General features: G+C 38.8%; 16 protein-coding genes and 1 pseudogene. 15 read left to right on the top strand and 2 right to left on the bottom strand.

Annotation, left to right across the window (positions count from 1 at the left end):
• Positions 1–8 precede the first annotated feature (8 nt).
• The 4 genes from MUG87_RS02505 (at position 9) to MUG87_RS02490 (ending at position 5521) form a co-directional block, all read left to right on the top strand.
• Positions 9–1136, top strand: coding sequence for an NAD(P)/FAD-dependent oxidoreductase (locus tag MUG87_RS02505; RefSeq protein ID WP_281503670.1), 1128 nt, complete (start codon positions 9–11; stop codon positions 1134–1136).
• Between the two features lie 99 nt (positions 1137–1235).
• Positions 1236–3107 (top strand): molecular chaperone HtpG, encoded by a 1872-nt coding sequence (htpG, locus tag MUG87_RS02500; RefSeq protein ID WP_247085222.1) that lies wholly within the window; start codon positions 1236–1238, stop codon positions 3105–3107.
• A 190-nt stretch (positions 3108–3297) separates the two neighbouring features.
• The gene (locus MUG87_RS02495; RefSeq protein ID WP_247085220.1) at positions 3298–3960 is read left to right on the top strand and encodes a DUF2642 domain-containing protein; all 663 of its coding nucleotides are present in this window, start codon (positions 3298–3300) and stop codon (positions 3958–3960) included.
• A 205-nt stretch (positions 3961–4165) separates the two neighbouring features.
• Positions 4166–5521 (top strand): arsenic transporter, encoded by a 1356-nt coding sequence (locus MUG87_RS02490; RefSeq protein WP_247085218.1) that lies wholly within the window; start codon positions 4166–4168, stop codon positions 5519–5521.
• 113 nt (positions 5522–5634) lie between these two features.
• Here MUG87_RS02490 and MUG87_RS02485 read toward each other — a convergent pair whose 3' ends face one another.
• A complete protein-coding gene (locus MUG87_RS02485) occupies positions 5635–6102 on the bottom strand; it encodes a nucleoside deaminase (protein WP_247085216.1) in 468 nt (155 codons plus the stop codon).
• 411 nt (positions 6103–6513) lie between these two features.
• On the opposite strand from MUG87_RS02485, the gene MUG87_RS02480 reads away from it, so the two are divergent.
• Together MUG87_RS02480 and recQ are read left to right on the top strand one after the other, a co-directional pair.
• Entirely contained in the window at positions 6514–6837 is a 324-nt protein-coding gene (locus MUG87_RS02480; protein WP_247085214.1) for a hypothetical protein, read from the top strand.
• A 96-nt stretch (positions 6838–6933) separates the two neighbouring features.
• Complete coding sequence (gene recQ, locus MUG87_RS02475; RefSeq protein WP_247085212.1) at positions 6934–9042, top strand: DNA helicase RecQ; 2109 nt, start codon at positions 6934–6936, stop codon at positions 9040–9042.
• A gap of 62 nt (positions 9043–9104) precedes the next feature.
• Here recQ and MUG87_RS02470 read toward each other — a convergent pair whose 3' ends face one another.
• On the bottom strand, positions 9105–9503 hold the full coding sequence (locus tag MUG87_RS02470) for a VOC family protein (RefSeq protein ID WP_247085210.1): 399 nt from the start codon (positions 9501–9503) through the stop codon (positions 9105–9107).
• Positions 9504–10201: 698 nt separating this feature from the next.
• Here MUG87_RS02470 and MUG87_RS02465 point away from each other — a divergent pair.
• From MUG87_RS02465 to sleB, 9 genes and pseudogenes are all read left to right on the top strand, one after another.
• Positions 10202–10744 (top strand): site-specific integrase, encoded by a 543-nt coding sequence (locus MUG87_RS02465; RefSeq protein ID WP_247087457.1) that lies wholly within the window; start codon positions 10202–10204, stop codon positions 10742–10744.
• A 133-nt stretch (positions 10745–10877) separates the two neighbouring features.
• The gene (locus MUG87_RS02460) at positions 10878–13607 is read left to right on the top strand and encodes a GTPase domain-containing protein (protein WP_247085208.1); all 2730 of its coding nucleotides are present in this window, start codon (positions 10878–10880) and stop codon (positions 13605–13607) included.
• A 139-nt stretch (positions 13608–13746) separates the two neighbouring features.
• The gene (locus tag MUG87_RS02455) at positions 13747–14607 is read left to right on the top strand and encodes a DegV family protein (RefSeq protein ID WP_247085206.1); all 861 of its coding nucleotides are present in this window, start codon (positions 13747–13749) and stop codon (positions 14605–14607) included.
• Between the two features lie 123 nt (positions 14608–14730).
• Entirely contained in the window at positions 14731–15339 is a 609-nt protein-coding gene (locus MUG87_RS02450; protein ID WP_247085204.1) for a sigma-70 family RNA polymerase sigma factor, read from the top strand.
• A 13-nt stretch (positions 15340–15352) separates the two neighbouring features.
• A pseudogene (locus MUG87_RS02445) lies at positions 15353–15708 on the top strand (ATP-dependent Clp protease proteolytic subunit).
• A gap of 139 nt (positions 15709–15847) precedes the next feature.
• Positions 15848–17605, top strand: a complete 1758-nt coding sequence (locus MUG87_RS02440) for an ATP-binding protein (RefSeq protein WP_247085202.1) — start codon at positions 15848–15850, stop codon at positions 17603–17605.
• A complete protein-coding gene (locus MUG87_RS02435) occupies positions 17605–18072 on the top strand; it encodes a GNAT family N-acetyltransferase (RefSeq protein ID WP_247085200.1) in 468 nt (155 codons plus the stop codon). Before MUG87_RS02440 ends, MUG87_RS02435 begins: the two co-directional genes overlap by 1 nt.
• A 324-nt stretch (positions 18073–18396) precedes the next feature.
• Positions 18397–18570, top strand: a complete 174-nt coding sequence (locus MUG87_RS02430) for a hypothetical protein (protein WP_247085198.1) — start codon at positions 18397–18399, stop codon at positions 18568–18570.
• An 85-nt stretch (positions 18571–18655) separates the two neighbouring features.
• On the top strand, positions 18656–19390 hold the full coding sequence (sleB, locus tag MUG87_RS02425) for a spore cortex-lytic enzyme (RefSeq protein WP_247085196.1): 735 nt from the start codon (positions 18656–18658) through the stop codon (positions 19388–19390).
• The last annotated feature ends 10 nt before the right edge of the window (positions 19391–19400 follow it).

The following is a 19400-nucleotide window of genomic DNA, read 5'->3' as shown; positions in this document are numbered from 1 at the left end:
TGTTTGCCATGAAAAATTATATTGTGATTGGCGGCGGTATTTTAGGCGCTTCCGCCGCTTATCATCTTGCAAAAGAAGGCGTCTCTGTCATATTAATTGACCGACAAGACCCCGGACAAGCAACTGCAGTTGCAGCTGGCATCATTTGTCCTTGGTTGTCACAGCGTCGTAATCAAGCTTGGTATCAACTTGTTAAAAAGGGAGCTGCTTATTACGAACCGCTTATACAAGAGCTTGCACATTGGGGTGAGATGGATACAAGCTATAAAAAGGTCGGTGCACTCAGTTTACACACAGATGCAGATAAATTAGAAAAGATAGAAGAGCGTGCTCGTAAACGTTTAGAAGACGCACCGGAGATAGGAAGGGTTACAAGGCTGTCGTCCGAAGAAACAGGCGCGAAGTTTTCAGTATTGGCACCCGAATATGCTGCTGTTCACGTAAGCGGCGGCGCACGTGTGAATGGACGTGCTTTAAGAGATGCACTAATAAGGGCTGCTCAAAAAGCAGGTGCTTCCGTCCTGTACGGCAGCGCAACATTGCTTTATGATAAACAACATATAAGGGGCGTCAAGGTAGGAGAAGAAACGCTTGATGCTGACGAGGTGTTGGTAACGGCAGGTGCCTGGGCAAACGAAGTATTGGCCCCCCTTGGAGTAAATTTTCTTGTTTCGCACCAAAAAGCGCAAATTGCACATCTTCAGTTAGAAGAGACTAGCACAGGAGAATGGCCTGTTGTGATGCCACCAAATAATCAATATTTACTGGCTTTTGAGAATGGACAAATAGTGGCGGGTGCTACCCATGAGGATCATCCCAACTGGGATTTGCGTGTCACGGTAGGTGGTGTGAATGAAGTAATTGGTAAAGCAGTTGCGGTTGCACCGGGACTTTCTAATGCAACACTTACTGAAGTTAAGGTCGGCTTCAGACCGTTCACACCTGGATTTTTACCTGTAATCGGACGTATGCCAGGCTACAACGGATTATTAATTGCAAATGGGTTAGGTGCTTCTGGTTTAACAATGGGCCCTTATCTCGGCTGGCAGCTCGCCAAGATTGCTTTACATCAACCAGTGGACATTGATCTTAGTTTGTATGATGTAGTGCATGCGATTGAATTCCCTGAATTGTAATTAAACATTTGACAGATTATAGTTCCTATGGTAATAAAATAAGTGTTAGCACTTTAAAAAACAGAGTGCTAACACTATAAATAGAAAGGGGACTGTATCATGGAAAAAAAGCAATTTCAAGCTGAATCTAAACGCTTATTAGAAATGATGATTAACTCCATTTATTCTCAAAAAGAGATTTTCCTGCGCGAGTTGATTTCCAACGCAAGCGATGCCATCGATAAAATGTACTATAAAGCTTTAACAGATGAAAGCATCACATTCGACCAAAGTCAATACTACATAAAAGTAACACCAAACAAAGAAGACCGTACACTTACTATTACGGATACAGGGATCGGAATGACAAAGGAAGAACTGGAAACGAACCTTGGTATCATAGCGAAAAGCGGTTCTCTTGCCTTCAAAACAGAAAATGAAAGCAAAGATGGTCATGATATCATCGGTCAATTCGGCGTTGGCTTCTATTCAGCCTTTATGGTCGCAGATGTGGTGACAGTGATTACAAAAGCATTTGACAGCGATCAAGCATACAAGTGGGAGTCAGAGGGAGCAGACGGTTATACAATTGAACCATGCGAAAAAGAAACTAGAGGTACAGAAATCATTTTAAAAATCAAAGAAAATATGGAAGAAGAAACATATGATGAGTATCTAGAAGAATATCGCCTGCGTGCCATCATTAAGAAATACTCTGATTTTATCCGTTATCCAATTAAGATGGATGTTAGTGAAACAAAGCCAAAAGAGGGTAGCGAAGGTGAATTTGAAAGTGTACAAGAAGAGAAAACCATCAACAGCATGGTACCAATTTGGCGCAAAAACAAAAGCGAGCTCACAACAGAAGATTACGAGAACTTTTATGCAGAAAAGCGTTATGGCTTTGATAAACCACTAAAGCACGTCCATATCAGCGTAGATGGTGCAGTTCGCTACAATGCAATTTTGTTTATTCCAGAACAAATGCCGTTTGACTATTACACAAAAGAGTTTGAAAAAGGTCTTGAATTGTATTCTAGTGGCGTTTTAATTATGGAGAAATGCTCAGACTTGCTTCCAGACTACTTTAGTTTCGTAAAAGGTATGGTTGATTCTGAAGATTTATCGTTGAATATTTCAAGGGAGATTCTACAGCATGATCGTCAATTGAAGCTCATCGCAAAAAATATCAAAAGCAAAATTAAAACACAACTTCAGACATTACTCCGTGACGATAGAGAGAAGTATGAAACATTCTACAAATCGTTTGGTCGTCAATTGAAGTATGGCGTATACAGTGATTTCGGTGCTAACAAAGACACCTTACAGGATCTATTATTGTTCTATTCTTCTAAAGAGAAAAAGATGGTTACCCTTGACGAATATGTATCGCGTATGCCAGAAAGTCAAAAATACATCTACTATGCATCTGGTGAAAGCAATGAACGTATTGAGAAAATGCCACAAACGGAAGCTGTTGCAGAAGCCGGGTATGAAATTTTGTACTTTACAGATGAAGTGGACGAATTTGCGATTAAAATGCTCATGACGTATAAAGAGAAGGAATTCAAATCTGTTTCTAGTGGCGATTTAGGAATTGAAACAAATGAGCAAAACGAAGACGTAACAGAAGAGCAAAAAGCGCTGTTTGACTCTATGAAAGAATTGCTTGCCGGCAAGGTCAAAGACGTTCGGGCATCAAAGCGTTTAAAAACACATCCAGTCTGCTTCTCTACAGAAGGAGAAGTTACAATTGAGATGGAAAAAATCTTAAAAGCAATGCCGCATAACGAAAACGTTCAAGCAGAGAAGGTTTTGGAAATCAACGTGAATCACGAAGTATTCCAATCGCTACAAGATGCATTTACACAGGATAAAGAAAAGCTACAATTATATACGAGCTTACTATATCATCAGGCATTACTTATTGAAGGCTTACCGATTGAAGACCCAATAGAGTTTACGAATAAGATTTGTAAAGTGATGGTGTAATAAAAGCACGGGGAAACCCGTGCTTTTATTCCTATAAGAACAAAGTATGTTACATTTTAATATCGTCACTTTACGAATATAACGTTGTACTGTAACTGAATTTGTAAGTTGATGTGGATTTATTTTCTAAAGCAAAAGATCTGAGCATATACTGTACTACTATGCTGTTTTCCTAGCGGGAGGGAGTTTTTTGAGTGTTGCATCGTTATGTGGAAAGCAAGTTGATGTTGTAATATCAGGGAACACTTCTTTTCAAGGGGTACTTATTGAAGTTGGTAGAGATATTCTGGTACTGTTTGATGGACAGAGGTTTATATATATTCCTCTATTACATGTTCATCGGATAAATCTGAGTCCGCTAGTAAAGGAAGGTCTAAGCAGTCCTAGCGAAATATCATTAGCTAAAGGGATAGAATCTATCTCCTACCGTACAATTTTGAATAATGCAAAAGGACTTTTTGTTGAAGTTTATGTTACAGGTAATATCTCATTACATGGATACGTTATCAGTGTTCGCAATGATTATTTTATCTTTTACTCTCCCGTCTATAAAACGATATTGATTTCATTTCACCATCTAAAATGGCTTATTCCATATAACTTTAAAACTCCCCCGTATACTTTGAGTAATGAAAAATTTCCTGTAATTCCCTCTCAGCTCTCATTTCTTCGTTCCTTTGAAGAACAGTTAAAGAAGTGGGAAGGAGAACTTGTAGTGTTTGATATGGGGGCAGATCCTATGAAAATAGGATTGGTTAAAAAAGTGAGCGATACAGTCATTGAGCTTGTAACAGCGAACGGTCAAACCGTATTTTTAAAAATCTCTCATATTAAAGCTGCGCATTTACCTTAATGTACAAAAGCCCTGCTAATTACAGTAGGGCTTTTATTCATCCAGCTATCGTATGGTATACGTGCCTAAATGGACAAACGCACATATTCAATGAATTGGACTTGTACCTAGCTTTTTTTTGAGTAGATTTGCATATACATAAACTATAACTAGTTATTGGACAAGTAAATGCTAGGAAATTTAGAAAGGAAGAAACAATACAACAATGGATATTCACATGATGATCTCAGTGTTCGTATTCTTGATCACGACTGCAGTAATTTTTTGGAGGCCGAAAGGGATTAACGAAGCATGGCCGGCAGCAATTGGCGCGGGAATAGTATTGTTGGCAGGTGTTGTATCGCATGCTGATATCTTGGATATTATCCATAAGATTGGCGGAGCCTCAATTACCATTATTGCAACAATCGTCATGGCTGTCATACTAGAAAGTTTCGGTTTTTTTCATTGGTCAGCTGCGCGACTGGCACAGCTAGCTAAAGGTTCAGGTTATAAACTATATTGGTACATTCAACTATTATGTTTTTTGATGACCCTGTTATTTAACAATGATGGTAGTATTCTTATTACGACTCCTATTTTAATCTTACTTCTCAAAAATCTGCAGCTAAAGCCTCACCAACAAATTCCCTACCTATTAACTGGTGCATTAATTGCTACAGCGTCAAGTGCTCCTATTGGCGTAAGTAATATCGTTAACTTAATAGCATTGGAAATTGTTAATATGTCTCTTTATATGCATACTGCGATGATGTTTATACCTTCATCATTGGGTCTGGTGTTTATGTCTTGGCTAATGTATGTAATAGTAAAGAAAAAACTACCCAAACAATTACCAGATTCAGTGTATGACGTGGAACAAATATTTTTTACGAAGGACTTTCATCCTTTAAAAGGGCAAGTATCCGTTGAGACAAAAAGTCAACGTACAAAATTTATGATAAAAATCTTACTATTTGTTTTTATCATACGTTGTTCACTCTTTGTTGCATCGTTCCTGGCCATCCCGATTGAGGTTGTTGCGGTGTTGGGATCACTGATTTTGCTTGTATGGAGATGGTATCAATTACGCACCAATCCGATTGATATACTAAAGAAAACACCTTGGCATATCCTAATCTTCGCTTTTTCTATGTATGTACTTATTTATGGCCTTCACAATGCAGGATTGACAGCATTTCTTTTACAAATATGTGAACCAGTCGTTAAACAAGGTTTATTTGAAGCAAGCTTTATCATGGGTGGCTTAGTGTCCATATTATCCAACTTTTTCAACAACCATCCAGCTTTATTAATTGGAACCATCACATTAACAGAAATGAATTTGGACCCTGTCACTTTAAAGACTATGTATTTAGCGAGCATCATCGGTAGCGATGTAGGGTCATTATTGCTACCTATCGGAACGTTAGCTTCTTTAATTTGGATGCATATTTTAAGACAAAACAACATCAAAGTTACATGGAAGGATTACTTAAGTGTATCGTTAATTGTCATTCCAGTGTCGGTGATAGTGACTTTATTCTTGTTATATAATTGGATACACATAATCTTTTCGTGAATCGTATATAGGCGCTCTATTTTGTTTATCTACTATAAAAGAACACCCCCTCATGTTTGACAATGAGGGGGACAACCATTTATTTACTCTATTAATATGCCATCTCCATGGCATCAATACTGAATTTTGTGTGAGCTACAGGTCCATGCTTGAAATGCGCGCTGCCCTTCATCTACATGGAGATGTTGAAAATAGATTTTCCGTTCCTGATATGGCTTTTCCAACTCTTGATAGATGAACGCATCATCAAAGCCAATGCTTGCCGCATCGATCTTGTTGCATGCATAGTAAACCGCTTTTGGCCTTGCCCAATAAATCGCACCAAAGCACATAGGACAAGGCTCACAGCTGGTGTACAATATACAATCAGTAAGTTGAAAATGACCTAGGACTTCGCATGCTTTTCGAATTACTTGTACTTCAGCATGAGCTGTAGGGTCATTATTTCTAGTTACACTGTTTCCAGCTTCAGCTATGATTACATCATCTTTGACAATGATGGCTCCAAACGGACCACCACCTTGTCCAATATTAACTTCAGCTAATTGACATGCACGCTCTAAAAAATAAAGATGGTTCATAGCATCACCCTTTTCAACACAAATTTGTATAATATCTACCATAAGCAAAAGAGCAAGAAAATATGAATAGAATTTTTATAACCTTCCCGCACGTATTATAGTATGTCATTTAGGTAAAGTGATTGGTACAAAGACCACAAATTTGCAGCACAATTCGTAATCAGTGTTTTAGAAAATAACATGCTAAAATTTGGACAAAAAAGAAGTATCTCGCAGCTCTCTAAAAAAACTAGTGGCCGAAAAGAAAGTTTTCCAAATTGGACGGATTCAAACACTACAGAATCTAAGCAAGTTGTAATAAATATAAGGCATATAATTATATCGACTCAAGCTGAAAGCAAGCTAGTATGATTTCACACAGTTATTTCTTCGTGATGTATAATGGATAGTATATATTAGTGAGGTGATAACGTGATTCCGGAGAATATCAGAATTAGAGGAGCGACACGAGAAAATAGGTATGAAATGATTGACTATGCAGTGCATTGTATTCATACATCTTCCGGTTGGATAACGAATCATAATACCTTTTCTGACAAAGTTATTGTAATTCATTTTGAAATAGAAATAAAAGGTGTAAGAAGATTACTAGAGTTGCTGAATGGAAATGGTTTGAAACTATTGGATGAGAGCGTGCAAGTTATCGAAAACTTTCCTGAAGCAATTGAAAAGGAATATGGAGATAAGGAAATAAAAGGTTCTATTCAAATAACATTTATCAGTGCTATATCATGAGATTGATATCCATCTAGCAGTGTTTGAAAAAGCAGGGAGATATGAGATTCCATGCTGTTTATCATGTTATAATAAGAAAAAAGGAGGGAGAATTTATTGCTTGCAAAAGCGAAACAATATTTACAACAGTACTTTGGTTACGAATCGTTTCGGAACGGACAAGAGGAAATCATTACACGTGTATTATCAGGTTATAACACGGCTGGGATTATGCCAACTGGTGGGGGAAAGTCCATTTGCTATCAAATTCCCGCGCTTGTTCTCCCTGGTATTACCCTCGTCATATCACCGCTTATTTCTCTCATGAAAGATCAAGTCGATGCTCTCGAACAAGTTGGTATCTCTGCCACATATTTAAACAGTAGCTTGTCGATGAAGGAGACAAGGGAGCGTATGCATGATATACAGCATGGTATATATAAAATGTTGTATATTGCACCGGAACGACTGGAATCTTCTGCTTTTCTAGAGCAATTAAAAGAGCTCCCCGTTTCACTGGTCGCAGTTGATGAAGCTCATTGTATCTCACAGTGGGGGCACGATTTTCGACCTAGTTATTTACGAATCCAGCATTTGTTAACACAATTTCCAAAACAGCCGACGGTTTTAGCACTGACAGCAACTGCAACCCCGCAGGTACGAGAGGATATTTGTGAGGTTTTGGGCATCGTTTCTGAGAGTGCAATTGTAACTGGATTTGCTCGGATGAATCTCTCTTTTAAAATTGTAAAGGGGCAAAATCGCTTAGCGTATGTGAAGAGATATATAGAAACAAATAAAAATGAAGCAAGCATCATTTACGCCGCTACTCGTAAAGAAGTAGATCATGTATATGAATTTTTACAAAAGCAGGGTATACGTGCGGGACGTTATCATGCTGGGATGAGCGATGGCGAAAGAGCAAGGCAACAGGATTTGTTTCTGCAAGATGATATTGCTGTAATGGTGGCAACAAATGCCTTTGGAATGGGGATTGACAAATCAAATGTGCGGAGTGTTCTTCATTATCAACTCCCTAAAAATATGGAGAGCTACTACCAGGAGGCGGGGCGTGCCGGACGTGACGGTCTAGATAGTGAGTGCATTTTGTTGTTTTCACCGCATGATATACAAGTACAGCGCTATCTCATTGAACAATCTCATCATAAAGAGCAGAAAAAACAGGAGCTTCATAAGCTGCGTCAGATGAAGGATTATTGTTATACAGAAGGATGCTTGCAGAGCTTTATTCTTCAATACTTTGGAGAAAATGACCCGAAGCCGTGCGGACGTTGCAGCAATTGTGTTGATGCACGTACTAGCGTAGATGTGACACGCGATGCACAAATGGTACTTTCCTGTATGATTCGAATGGGAGAAAGGTTTGGTAAAACTATAATTAGTCAAGTTCTTACCGGCTCATCTAATAAAAAGGTGCTCGAATTAGGTTTTGATAAGCTGACTACATATGGCATTATGAAAGACCGTGCAGCAAAGGATGTAGCTGATTTGATTGATTTTCTTACATCCGAGCAATATATTGGCGTTACAGATGGGCAATATCCGGTTTTATTTGTGAGTAATGAAGGAAAAGAAGTATTACTTGGAAAAACACAAGTACTACGAAAGGAACAAGTGCGAATTGTACAAGTTTCTACTGATGATGCTTTATTTGAAATGCTGCGCGGACTACGTAAGGAAATTGCCGATGAAGAAGGTGTACCACCGTTCGTTATTTTCTCTGATCAGACACTTCGTGATATGGCAGCAAAACTACCACAAACGACTGAAGAAATCCTCAGTGTAAAAGGCGTCGGTCAGCAAAAGCAAGAGCGCTACGGGAAGCGTTTTATAGCTATTATTGATAGGTATGTGACTGAAAATGGCGTAATGCCGTCCAGCCAAAGGGTTGTAACGAAGGAAAAGAAAGAAGCTTCACATCTTGTAAGTTATGCGTTATACAAGCAAGGCTACACTTTACGAGATATTGCCCAAGAACGAAATTTATCCTTGCTTACAATTGAAAATCACATCTTGCAATGTGCGGAGGAAGGAAAAGAAGTACAGTGGGAACATTTTCTTTCACAGGAGCAGGAAGCAACAATACGAAAAGTAATCATAGAACTGGGCGGCGAGAAATTAAAACCGCTGAAAGAAGCATTACCTGAAGATGTAAGTTACTTTGCTATTAAAACTGTTCTAGTGAAAATGCGATTGAATCAATAAATAGTTAGTAAAAAGCCAGCCTAAATGATGTTAGACTGGCTTTTTATGTCTATTTTTTCTGTTCAGCTAGGTAAATTTAATTGCCATGATACACCAAATTTGTCGTTCAGCCACGCAAATTGCTTGCTGAAACCATAGTTACCAAGCGGCATGAGTGATTGTCCATCTTTCAAAAGATTTTCATACAAATTATAAATTTCTTCTTCAGACTCACACGTCACATAAATAGAGAAAGATGGAGTGAAGTCAAACGCATGCTTGATATGGCTATCGATACACATAAAAGCTTGTCCTTTTAATGAGAAGGTTGCATGCATCACCGTGCCTTCTTTTCCTGGTCCATCTGCTCCGTAGCGCATAATATTCATAATCTTTGAATCGGTAATGAGAGAGGTGTAATAATTCATAGCTTCTTCCGCTGTTCCATCTTGAAACATGAGAAATGGTGTAACTTTGCTCACGACATCACGTCCTTTTATCTTGAAGTGTCTTTCATTCCTTCATTATAAAACATATGTTCTGTTTTATCAAAATTAAATTTCCACCTCTAAGTTGAATTGTAACACATTGTGAATAGCGATAAGGATAGTAGCTTATATCGAAGTCAATACATAGATTTAGACCAGAGAGTATATGTGATCAATAAAAATATTATGTAAACAAAAAGACAAAAAAACAGCCTCATAGAGACGTCAAAAGAGTGATGTTAATAGGACATGTACCTAGAACCACAAAACCTCTTAATGAGCATTCTGGAGCTTCTAAAGCGATTTTATTAAAATCGCAATTTTTATACCCTTTTTCTTTTCTATTTTCATAGAAAGATGTAAAATATAAACAGGAAACAAAAGATATATTTTGTTTCATTATGAAAATACTATGAAAGCTTATGAAATAAGAGAAAGTAATAAATAGGTAAATATAGGAATGAAACATATTTTAGTAATGTTTTATCCAATAAAAGTAAATGGAGTATGCGATGGAAAAGAAGGAATACGCTACATATGTCTCGCTCACAGAGGGAGAATACATCTATTTAACACATAAATATGGAGAAAGAGAATTACAAAAGCGTATTGCGGCGTTAAGCGAAAAGAAACGTCGTGATGAGAAAAAGCGCAACTTAAAATCAGACTACCGAGCAATTATCAGCGAAGGAATGAAGGTAGTTGAGCCAATTCGGGATAAATATATGATTGAACAAATGAAGCAGGTGCTACGCAAGCAATCAGAGCGTAATTGGTTTTTATTTGTAATGGGGATTAACACCGGCTTACGTATCTCTGATCTGCTTCAATTGCGCGTAAAAGACGTACGAAATCGAACTCATATTGAAATTCAAGAAGAAAAAACAAAAAAAAGAAAGCGGTTTTTAATTAACTTGGATCTGCGAGAAACAATCCTTGCATACACAAGACATATGGACGAAGAAGATTATTTGTTTCCCTCGCAAAAAACAGATTTGCCCTTACAGCGCGTGCAAGCATATAAAATTTTACGAGCGGCCGCAGAAGAAGTCGGGCTGTCACATATCGGGTCACATACGTGCCGGAAAACGTTTGGTTATTGGCATTATCAGATGTATCAAGACGTAGCACTTTTGCAAAATATATTGAATCACTCTCACCCCAGTATTACCCTTAAATATATTGGGATTAATCAAGAAATGATGGACAAAAGCTTGGAACGCTTTAGTTTATAGTAGGATTGTTTTGAAATTGAAACATAATTGCAATCTATTTGCGAAACTTTCCTGCTAGAATAGGAAGACAACCGATAGTATCATGTGTCGTTCGGTGAAAAAGAGAAAAATAGAAATTGTAGTGGGTGAAAATATGACTGAAAAACATTTTATTAATAAAGCGTTTTATGAAACGTTTATGGTAGATCAAGAAGGGAATCACCCCGTTGCCGTATTAGGGGAAGCATACTTTCATGAAACGGAGCTGGACAGTGAAAACCTGTCGCATATTCGCTATGCGCAGGGCGAAGTCTATTATCATTTTAAAGATTATGAAGCCGCCATTTATAAATGGGAAAAAGTAAATGGGACATTTGTAGCTTGGGCGCAAAAAAATATGGCTGATGCTTATTTTCAACTTGGGAACACAACAAAAGCAGAAGAGTTATACAAAAACGTACAAACTGATTCAGCTTCTTTAACATCAGAAATTGCACTGCAGTTGTTCTCTCTTTACTTAGAGCAAGAGCGGAAAGAACATGCATTTCGTGTAATTAAGGAAGCAGTGATACAAAATCCAGACTATCCGAACGTAACGTCGTTGGCTCGAACATTTTATGAAGAAGAGCAGGATTGGTCCAGTGCGATTGAACTGGCCGTAAATGAGATAATACGCACGAAATCAACCACATGGATGCAAGTGCTCATTGGATACATACAAAAGGGATTTACTAAAGACACAGAGCCAGGTTATTTCTCTGAAGTGCTGCGCGCTATATACGAAACAGATATATCACGTTTTCGTGAAATGGTATCGGCGCACTGGAACAGCTATAGCCAATCGCCGTACGATCTGCAATGGCTACAAGCGGTAAATAATTTATTTGGCGGAATTGGTTATGCAGAAACTGCTTGGGAAGAAATTTCTGACTTATATCGAAGCACATACAAGCGTTTAATCAGCGGTTCTTACTTCATTAAAGAGTTTGAGCACCTTGTGCCAGACTTATTGGGAAACTGGTTGAAAATTGCAAATCGAACGGATGCTTTGTTTGCGGCGGCAGCTGTGTTAGCTTGGGAAGGATTGTTTCCTTCTACCATAGAAGGAAACGATTTACAGCATGCGGAACATATTTTATATGACTACAAAGAGCAAAATACAGGACTTGAAGAAGGTTTGCATTTATTGGACACTGTATTAGAATGGGCTGAGCAAAACGAATTCCCGCTTGATGTTCGTGTGAGATGGATGATGGAGAAGCTTCTACATGCAGATAAGAGTCATGTTCTTGTAGCGTCTATAAGCGGAAGCGGAAAATCCTATTTCATTAATTCCATTCTTGGTGAACAAGTGCTTGGCGCCAACAGCCTAGGTACAGTGATCATTGAAGATGCACCTCACGTAGCTGTACAAGCAGTATCACAAGAGGGGCAAGCAGAAATGAATGTAGAGGAGTTCTATGAAATCACAGCTCACGGCAATGAGCAAGATGCAGCTTTTACATTCCAATTGCCATCTCCTTTTCTACAAAAATATGAGTTAGCTTTTATTGATACACCAGAATTTGCGAATCAACCAATTGAAACTAACCGTTTATTCCGCTACTTGCATTATGGAGATAGCTTGTTATTCGTGTTAAATGCGCATGAGCCCTTCACCGCGCGCGAACAAGAAATCGTATTAACGTTGCAAGAGCAAGCGCCAAACCTACCAATTCATTTCGTATTAAATAAATTGGATGGTATGCGCAGGGAAGATATAGCAAGGTTACTTGAAGATGTGCAAATGCGTGTACAGCCATATTTCCCGAATGCACGTGTATTCACTGCACACGCGAATGAGATTGGGACATACATGCAGGCACTCGCTCGCTCTGTACGTCCAGCAGAGCGCCGTACAAATCAAGTGCTAAGCGCGGTGCGCAACGTCTTAATTGATGTAATGGAACAACGAATCGCAGCAGAAAACAGTTTGATGGAATCCATTCACTGGAATGAAGATATGCTTGTCAAGTTAAACGGCTTTATCAATAATTTGACCGCATTAGAAGCAGAGAAATATAAAGTGATTTCATCCTCTTATCGCGACATCAAAGAAAATATTGCTGTTGATATGCGCCGTGATATTCCGGTGCTCTTACAAGGAGCTACTTCTCTCATCCATGATGAGCTAGATTTCCGCAATATTCATGTTACGTTAAATGACCAAATGAATGATATGGTACAGGATTATGTTACAGAAAAGGTATTACCGAAATTAACAGTTGCCCTTCGCAACTGGCTAGATGAAGTAAAGGAAGAATTGTCACAAAGTCAAACTTACTTATATGAAACAAGTGAAACATTCAATTCATTATATGAAGAAGAAAAAATGCAATTAACCTGTGACTTTAAGGTACTGGAAGATTGGCGCCGTGATACGGAACGTATGTTACGCCGCATCCGTATTGCTGACATTAACATTTTGCTTCGTTTTACACCTGGACAATTTTTGTTAAAGAGCGCTGGTAAACTATTTGGCGGATTCTCACAAAATAAGCAGCTGCTTGAAAACCAGTATCGCAAATATATAGAGAATGAAGATTATACAGAAGTGACACAGGAAGTAATTCGCATGTGCTTTGAGCAATTCACATTGTTTGAGCGCGCACTAGAAGAAGATGTATCTATGTTCTTCGCTGAACCATTCCGTATCTTGAAAGAAACAGTAGAAGAAACACATATGGACATTCAACAGCAACGTGATAAACATAGTGCGATGAAGGCGAATCCAGAAGTGTTCCAAGATCCGCTTAAGTTATTCCATTTGCGTCTGCGTCAGCAGGAAGTGATTCGCAATATGCGCTATGTAGCACAGATGCCGGAAGTAGAACCTATCGGTTAATGCATAAAAAGTCACCAAAAGGTGGCTTTTTATTGTTTAGAATGTTGTTTTTTATCTGCATGTATATAGATGATTTCCCAATTGCCGCATTTGCATATATAATAAAACATAAACATACATAACAAAGGCGGGGAAAGCAATGACAGTACAAATTATTACCGACAGCGGGGCGGATTTGCCAAAGGATTTATTGACGCAATATAATATCGATGTAATTCCGCTTCGCGTATATGATGAGCAAGATAAGGAGTTTCTTGATGGTGTGACGCTGGCACCTAAACAACTATTTGATGGTATGAGAGCTGGACAAGTATATAAAACATCACTTCCGTTTTATGAAACCATTCATCAAACATTTGTAACATATGCTGCGAAGAACATACCATGTCTGTATTTGGCCTTTTCTTCAGAGTTATCAGGTACTTATCAATCTGCAATGCTTGTAAAGCAAGATGTAGAAGAAGAGTATCCGGAAGCAACCATTTCTATTATAGACACAAAATGTGCTTCAACAGGACAAGGGCTTGTTGTACTAGAAGCTGCCAAGCTAGCGCAGCAAGGAAAAACAGTCGAAGAAATTCGTAATCATGTCGCATTTTTAACACAGCATGTAGAGCATATCTTTACAGTAGATGATTTGCAGACACTCGTGCGCGGCGGCCGCGTCAGTAAAGTGGCCGGCTTTATTGGAGGTCTCCTAAACATCAAACCTCTTCTTCATGTAGAGGAGGGCAAGCTTATTCCAATTGAGAAGATTCGCGGACGTAAGAAAGTATTGCAGCGCATGGTTGATGTAATGGCTGAACGAGGAATTGATTTGGAAAAACAAGTAATCGGAATTAGCCATGGCGATGATTTGGAAGCTGCACAAAAACTGCAAGAAATGATTCAAGAACGTTTTGGTTCGCAAACATTTGTCATTAACTCCATCGGAGCGGCAATCGGTGCACATGCAGGGCCGGGAACATTAGCTCTGTTTTTCTTAAATCAAACGAAATAACACGCATTCTCACACTCCAACATGAAGTCGTCTGGAGTGTTTTTTTACTTTTTTTCATATCATCGTAACTTTTTATACGTATCATACGTTTATATATTACAGGTAATAAGGGGAGTTGATAGCATGAATCATCAGCAAGAACAAACAAATGAAGAACGTTTGTTAGAATATTATCCAGCTTTGCACCGTTATTGCTGCCAGATGACCGGCAATGTGTGGGATGGAGAAGATGTATTACAAGATACAATGTCAAAAGCAATGCATACGTATGTACCGCAAGAAAATACCATTACCTTCTCACTGCTTTGCACGATGGCACGAAATACATGGCGTGATCAATTGCGTAAACACAAGAGAGCTGGTGCGTGGGAACAAGAGCCTTCTCATCAACCGTTGTTACAATATGCAGATTTGCAAACAGCCGCTGCTTTATTAGTAACACACTTTACGCCACAGCAAGCAGCTATGTTTGTGCTGAAAGAAAGCTTTCAATACAGCCTGCTTGATATTGCTACTATGTGCGGCACTACAGAAGGTGCAGTAAAATCCACATTGTTTCGTATGAGAAGTAAATTGCAGTTATTACAGAACGAAGAGGTAGTCGCACAAGATGATGCAATGGTAACCATATTCACACAATCGCTACTTCAACAAAACCCAGACCTGCTACGTAATATTGTTTCTCCTGCATTACAGCTCACCACACCAAACGCGCTTATGTGCGCAGCATAATAGGAGGATAGCTATGACAATTCCATATGTGATTGAACAAACAAAGCTAGGTGAACGTTCGTATGATATTTATTCTCGCCTTTTAAAAGACCGTATTATTATGATCAGCCATGAAAAGGTAAACGTATGGCATTGCCAAACAGCGAAATTATGATTCACCAACCGCTTGGGGGCGCAAGGGGGCAGGCGACTGAAATTGAAATCTCAGCCAAGCGTATTGTAAAGTTAAAGGCACACATTAATCAGATGATTGCCGAGCGCACAGGTCAGCCTGTAGAAAAAATTGCTCACGATACGGAGCGCGACTATTTTCTAAGTGCACAGGAAGCATTAGCGTACGGCATTATTGACAAGGTAATTGGAAAATAAAAAAGGCTTAATGGGAAAATCCTATGCACTTGAATAAATACACCTGCATACCGTATGTAGGTGTATTTTTAACTTTTCTCTTATGACATTTTCCCGTACAATCATAGTGAAAACCTATTTTAGAGAAAAGGATACATATATGAGCGAAATTACCAATCCTATTTTAATGTTCATTGCCATCATTTTAACGATCATTGCTTCTTTTACCGCCTTTGATTTATTACTACTAGTTAAAACCACACGACAAAACAAATTATTTTTATTTCTGGGTAGTGTTTTTTCTTTAGCAACAGGTATATGGATTACAAGCTTTTTTGGATTATTGGCGCGTAATATGAATGTGCTGCAATCCTACCACCTTAGTATTGTTGTGCTTTCTTGGTCTGTTGGCTGGGTTTTAACAGCCATTGCTTTGTATGTATTACATGTGCAGCAAACAACAAAGCTACGTATCACACTGATGAGTCTATTCATGACAGCGGCAGTACTTGCTGTTCATCTCATTAGCCTACATGGCATACAAGTACATGTAAGCTACAGTGCACTTATTTTCTTGTTATCAGCATTACTCATTTTAATTGCATTTTCGTTATCATTCTCGCTACTATTTTACGCCAAACTTCCGTATCAACATATTTGGTTAAAGCCATTAGCAGCTTCATTTGTAACAGTAGCAATTACGGAAAGTCATATTTTACTCATGCACACGGTCACTCTGCCTGAAAATGGCGAGCAGTTTATTATGGAAATGAATGCTGATTTATTGATGTATCTCATGCTGGTTGCATCTATTATCATCTTAGGTAGCCTTGTTGTTTCAACAACACTCATTAGCAAACGCCTCTCTACAAGTGATAGTGATTTACAAGATATTAAACTTGCACTCGATCAATCTTCTATTGTTGCCTTTACGAATGGAAAAGGTATCATCACAAGTGTAAATGATAAATTTTGCGAGATTTCCAAATACAGTAGAGAAGAACTTATCGGAAAAGATCATCGTATTTTAAACTCTGGCTATCACAGTAAGGAGTTCTTTCAGGATATGTGGAAAACCATTGGAGCGGGGCAGGTATGGAAGGGAGAAATTAGAAATCGCGCTAAGGATGGTACGTATTACTGGGTAGAAACAACAATCGTTCCTTTCATGAACCGTAAAGGAAAGCCATATCAATATCTGGCTATTCGAAATGATATCACAGAACGAAAGAAAGCAGAAGAGCAAGTAAGGCGACAAGATAAGCTCGCTGCAGTTGGACAAATGGCGGCCGGAATCGCTCATGAAATTCGCAATCCACTTACCTCTATGAAAGGATATGCAGAGTTTTTACAGCTAGATGAAGAAAATGAAGAGCGACGTGAGTATTTATCTATCATCCTAGATGAAGTAGAACGCATTAATGAAATTGTAGAAGATTTTCTTGTGTTAGCCAAACCGAAAGCTGTACAGCTTACAAGACAAAATATAATCCCGATTATTCATGAGGTATTAGCACTTATAGAAATGCAGGCGGAACATAAAGGTGTTGCACTTCATTTTGTATGCGAGCATGCACAAGTTATTGCACAATGTGATCGCACACGACTTAAGCAGGTGTTATTGAATTTGGTGAAAAATGGATTAGAAGCGATGCCAAATGGTGGAGATTTGTATGTGAGTCTACAGGTAGCCAAAGAGATTTGCATATCCATTCAAGATACAGGTATTGGAATGACGTCAGAGCAGCTCCAGCATATGGGCGATCCATTCTTTACGACAAAGAAAAATGGAAATGGACTTGGGCTTATGGTCAGCTTTAAAATTATTGAAAATCATCATGGACGTATTACAGTAACAAGTGAACGTGGGAAGGGTACTACGTTTCAAATTATTTTGCCGCCCGAAAGGAGCATGTGATGATTTGTTCGATGGATGTGTTGCACATAGAAACAGCCAAAGCATTGTGGAATCTGCAGCGCACTTCATATGCAGTAGAAGCAGAGCTCATTGGCTTTGATGAGATTCCATCGCTTCACGAATCACTAGAAGAACTACAAGCCTGCGGTGAAATATTTCTTGGTTACTATATAGAGGCACAACTCACAGGTGCAATTTCTTATACAGTTGAAAACCAAGAGCTTACCATTTGTCGTTTGGTTGTCCATCCTACGTATTTTAAAAAAGGCATTGCAACAAAACTCTTATCAAATCTCATCGAGAAGCAGCCATATCCGGTATATTATGTTTCTACTGCTCGCGATAATATACCGGCAATCTGTTTTTACAAAGCAAATGGATTTTTTTGGATAAACGATATCGAAGTAGCACCTAATTTCTATATTAGTTGTTTTAAAAAGGATGGGTGTGTTAAAATCGAATATTGATCATTTGCACTTGTTGATGGGAGTGAAGGGGGATCGAGCTCTTATTAACTACATATAAAAAGATGGGTCAGCGAATGCTGACCTTTTTTGTGATGCTTTTCCCAAAATTGCACATCCTGAGAGAAATCGCAATAAAATGGAGGCGAACAGGTGAAGGGTTTGGTATAAGAATGAAGCCCTCTGACTTATTAAAGCTAGGCATATTATATTTACAAAAAGGTATATGGAATGGACAGCAGCTTGTATCAAGCAACTGGATAATGCTGCAAACCTTTGTTCACAACATATGAACATATTGGGTCATATGGCTTGCATTGGTGGACGATGCAGAAACCGACATTTGATGTGCGTTACCATATTCACTTCGCGCTTGGATATGCAGGACAGTATATTTTGGTTGTACCAGAGCTTGCGATGACAGCAGTCATTTCTAGTCACATGCCGCGAAAAGGATTGGTCCCGCTCAAACAGTTCGTCGAGTATCTTAACACCATATAAGAGTTATTTTTCAACTACTTACATAAAAATGTCTTTTTTACAAAAACATACTTGTATAACACATGAAATAGTAAGGAGGTCACGTATGCGCAAGTATGCTTATCAAGCGCCTCTTCTCTTTGTATTGATTGTCACTTTGCTAGTGGCAGGTGACGGTCAACGAGAGGCGCGCGCATTTTCCAGTCAAGTGATTCAAAGAGGAGCAGTCGGTGAGGATGTGATTGAACTACAATCACGCTTAAAGTATAACGGCTATTATACAAGTAAAGTAGATGGTGTATTCGGCTGGAATACATACTGGGCTGTCCGCAATTTTCAAGATAAATTTGGTCTTCCTGTTGATGGAATTGTGGGACAAAAAACGAAAGAAAAATTGGTTAAAGCAACGAAATATGAAAAAGGCTCGTCCGGTACAGCCAATAATAAGCCAGCTAAACCACCAAGCAGCAATGTACCAAATGGCTACTCACAAAATGATATTCAGCTGATGGCCAACGCCGTATATGGCGAGTCGCGCGGAGAACCTTATATTGGTCAAGTGGCAGTTGCAGCCGTTATTTTAAATCGCGTTAGCAGTCCCTCATTTCCCAATACGGTATCTGGTGTTATTTTTGAACCGCGTGCTTTCACAGCAGTAGCTGACGGACAAATTTATTTAACACCGAATGAAACAGCGAAAAAAGCTGTATTGGATGCAATTAACGGGTGGGATCCGACAGAAAATGCAATTTACTACTTTAATCCAGACACAGCGACAAGCGGGTGGATCTGGTCACGTCCGCAAATAAAAAAAATCGGCCGCCATATTTTTTGCCGATAGAAAGGAGTTC

The organism is Ectobacillus sp. JY-23 (assembly GCF_023022965.1).
Taxonomy (GTDB): domain Bacteria; phylum Bacillota; class Bacilli; order Bacillales; family Bacillaceae_G; genus Ectobacillus.
The sequence above is the reverse complement of the archived record's forward strand: the minus strand, read 5'-3'. Positions and strand labels throughout refer to the sequence as shown.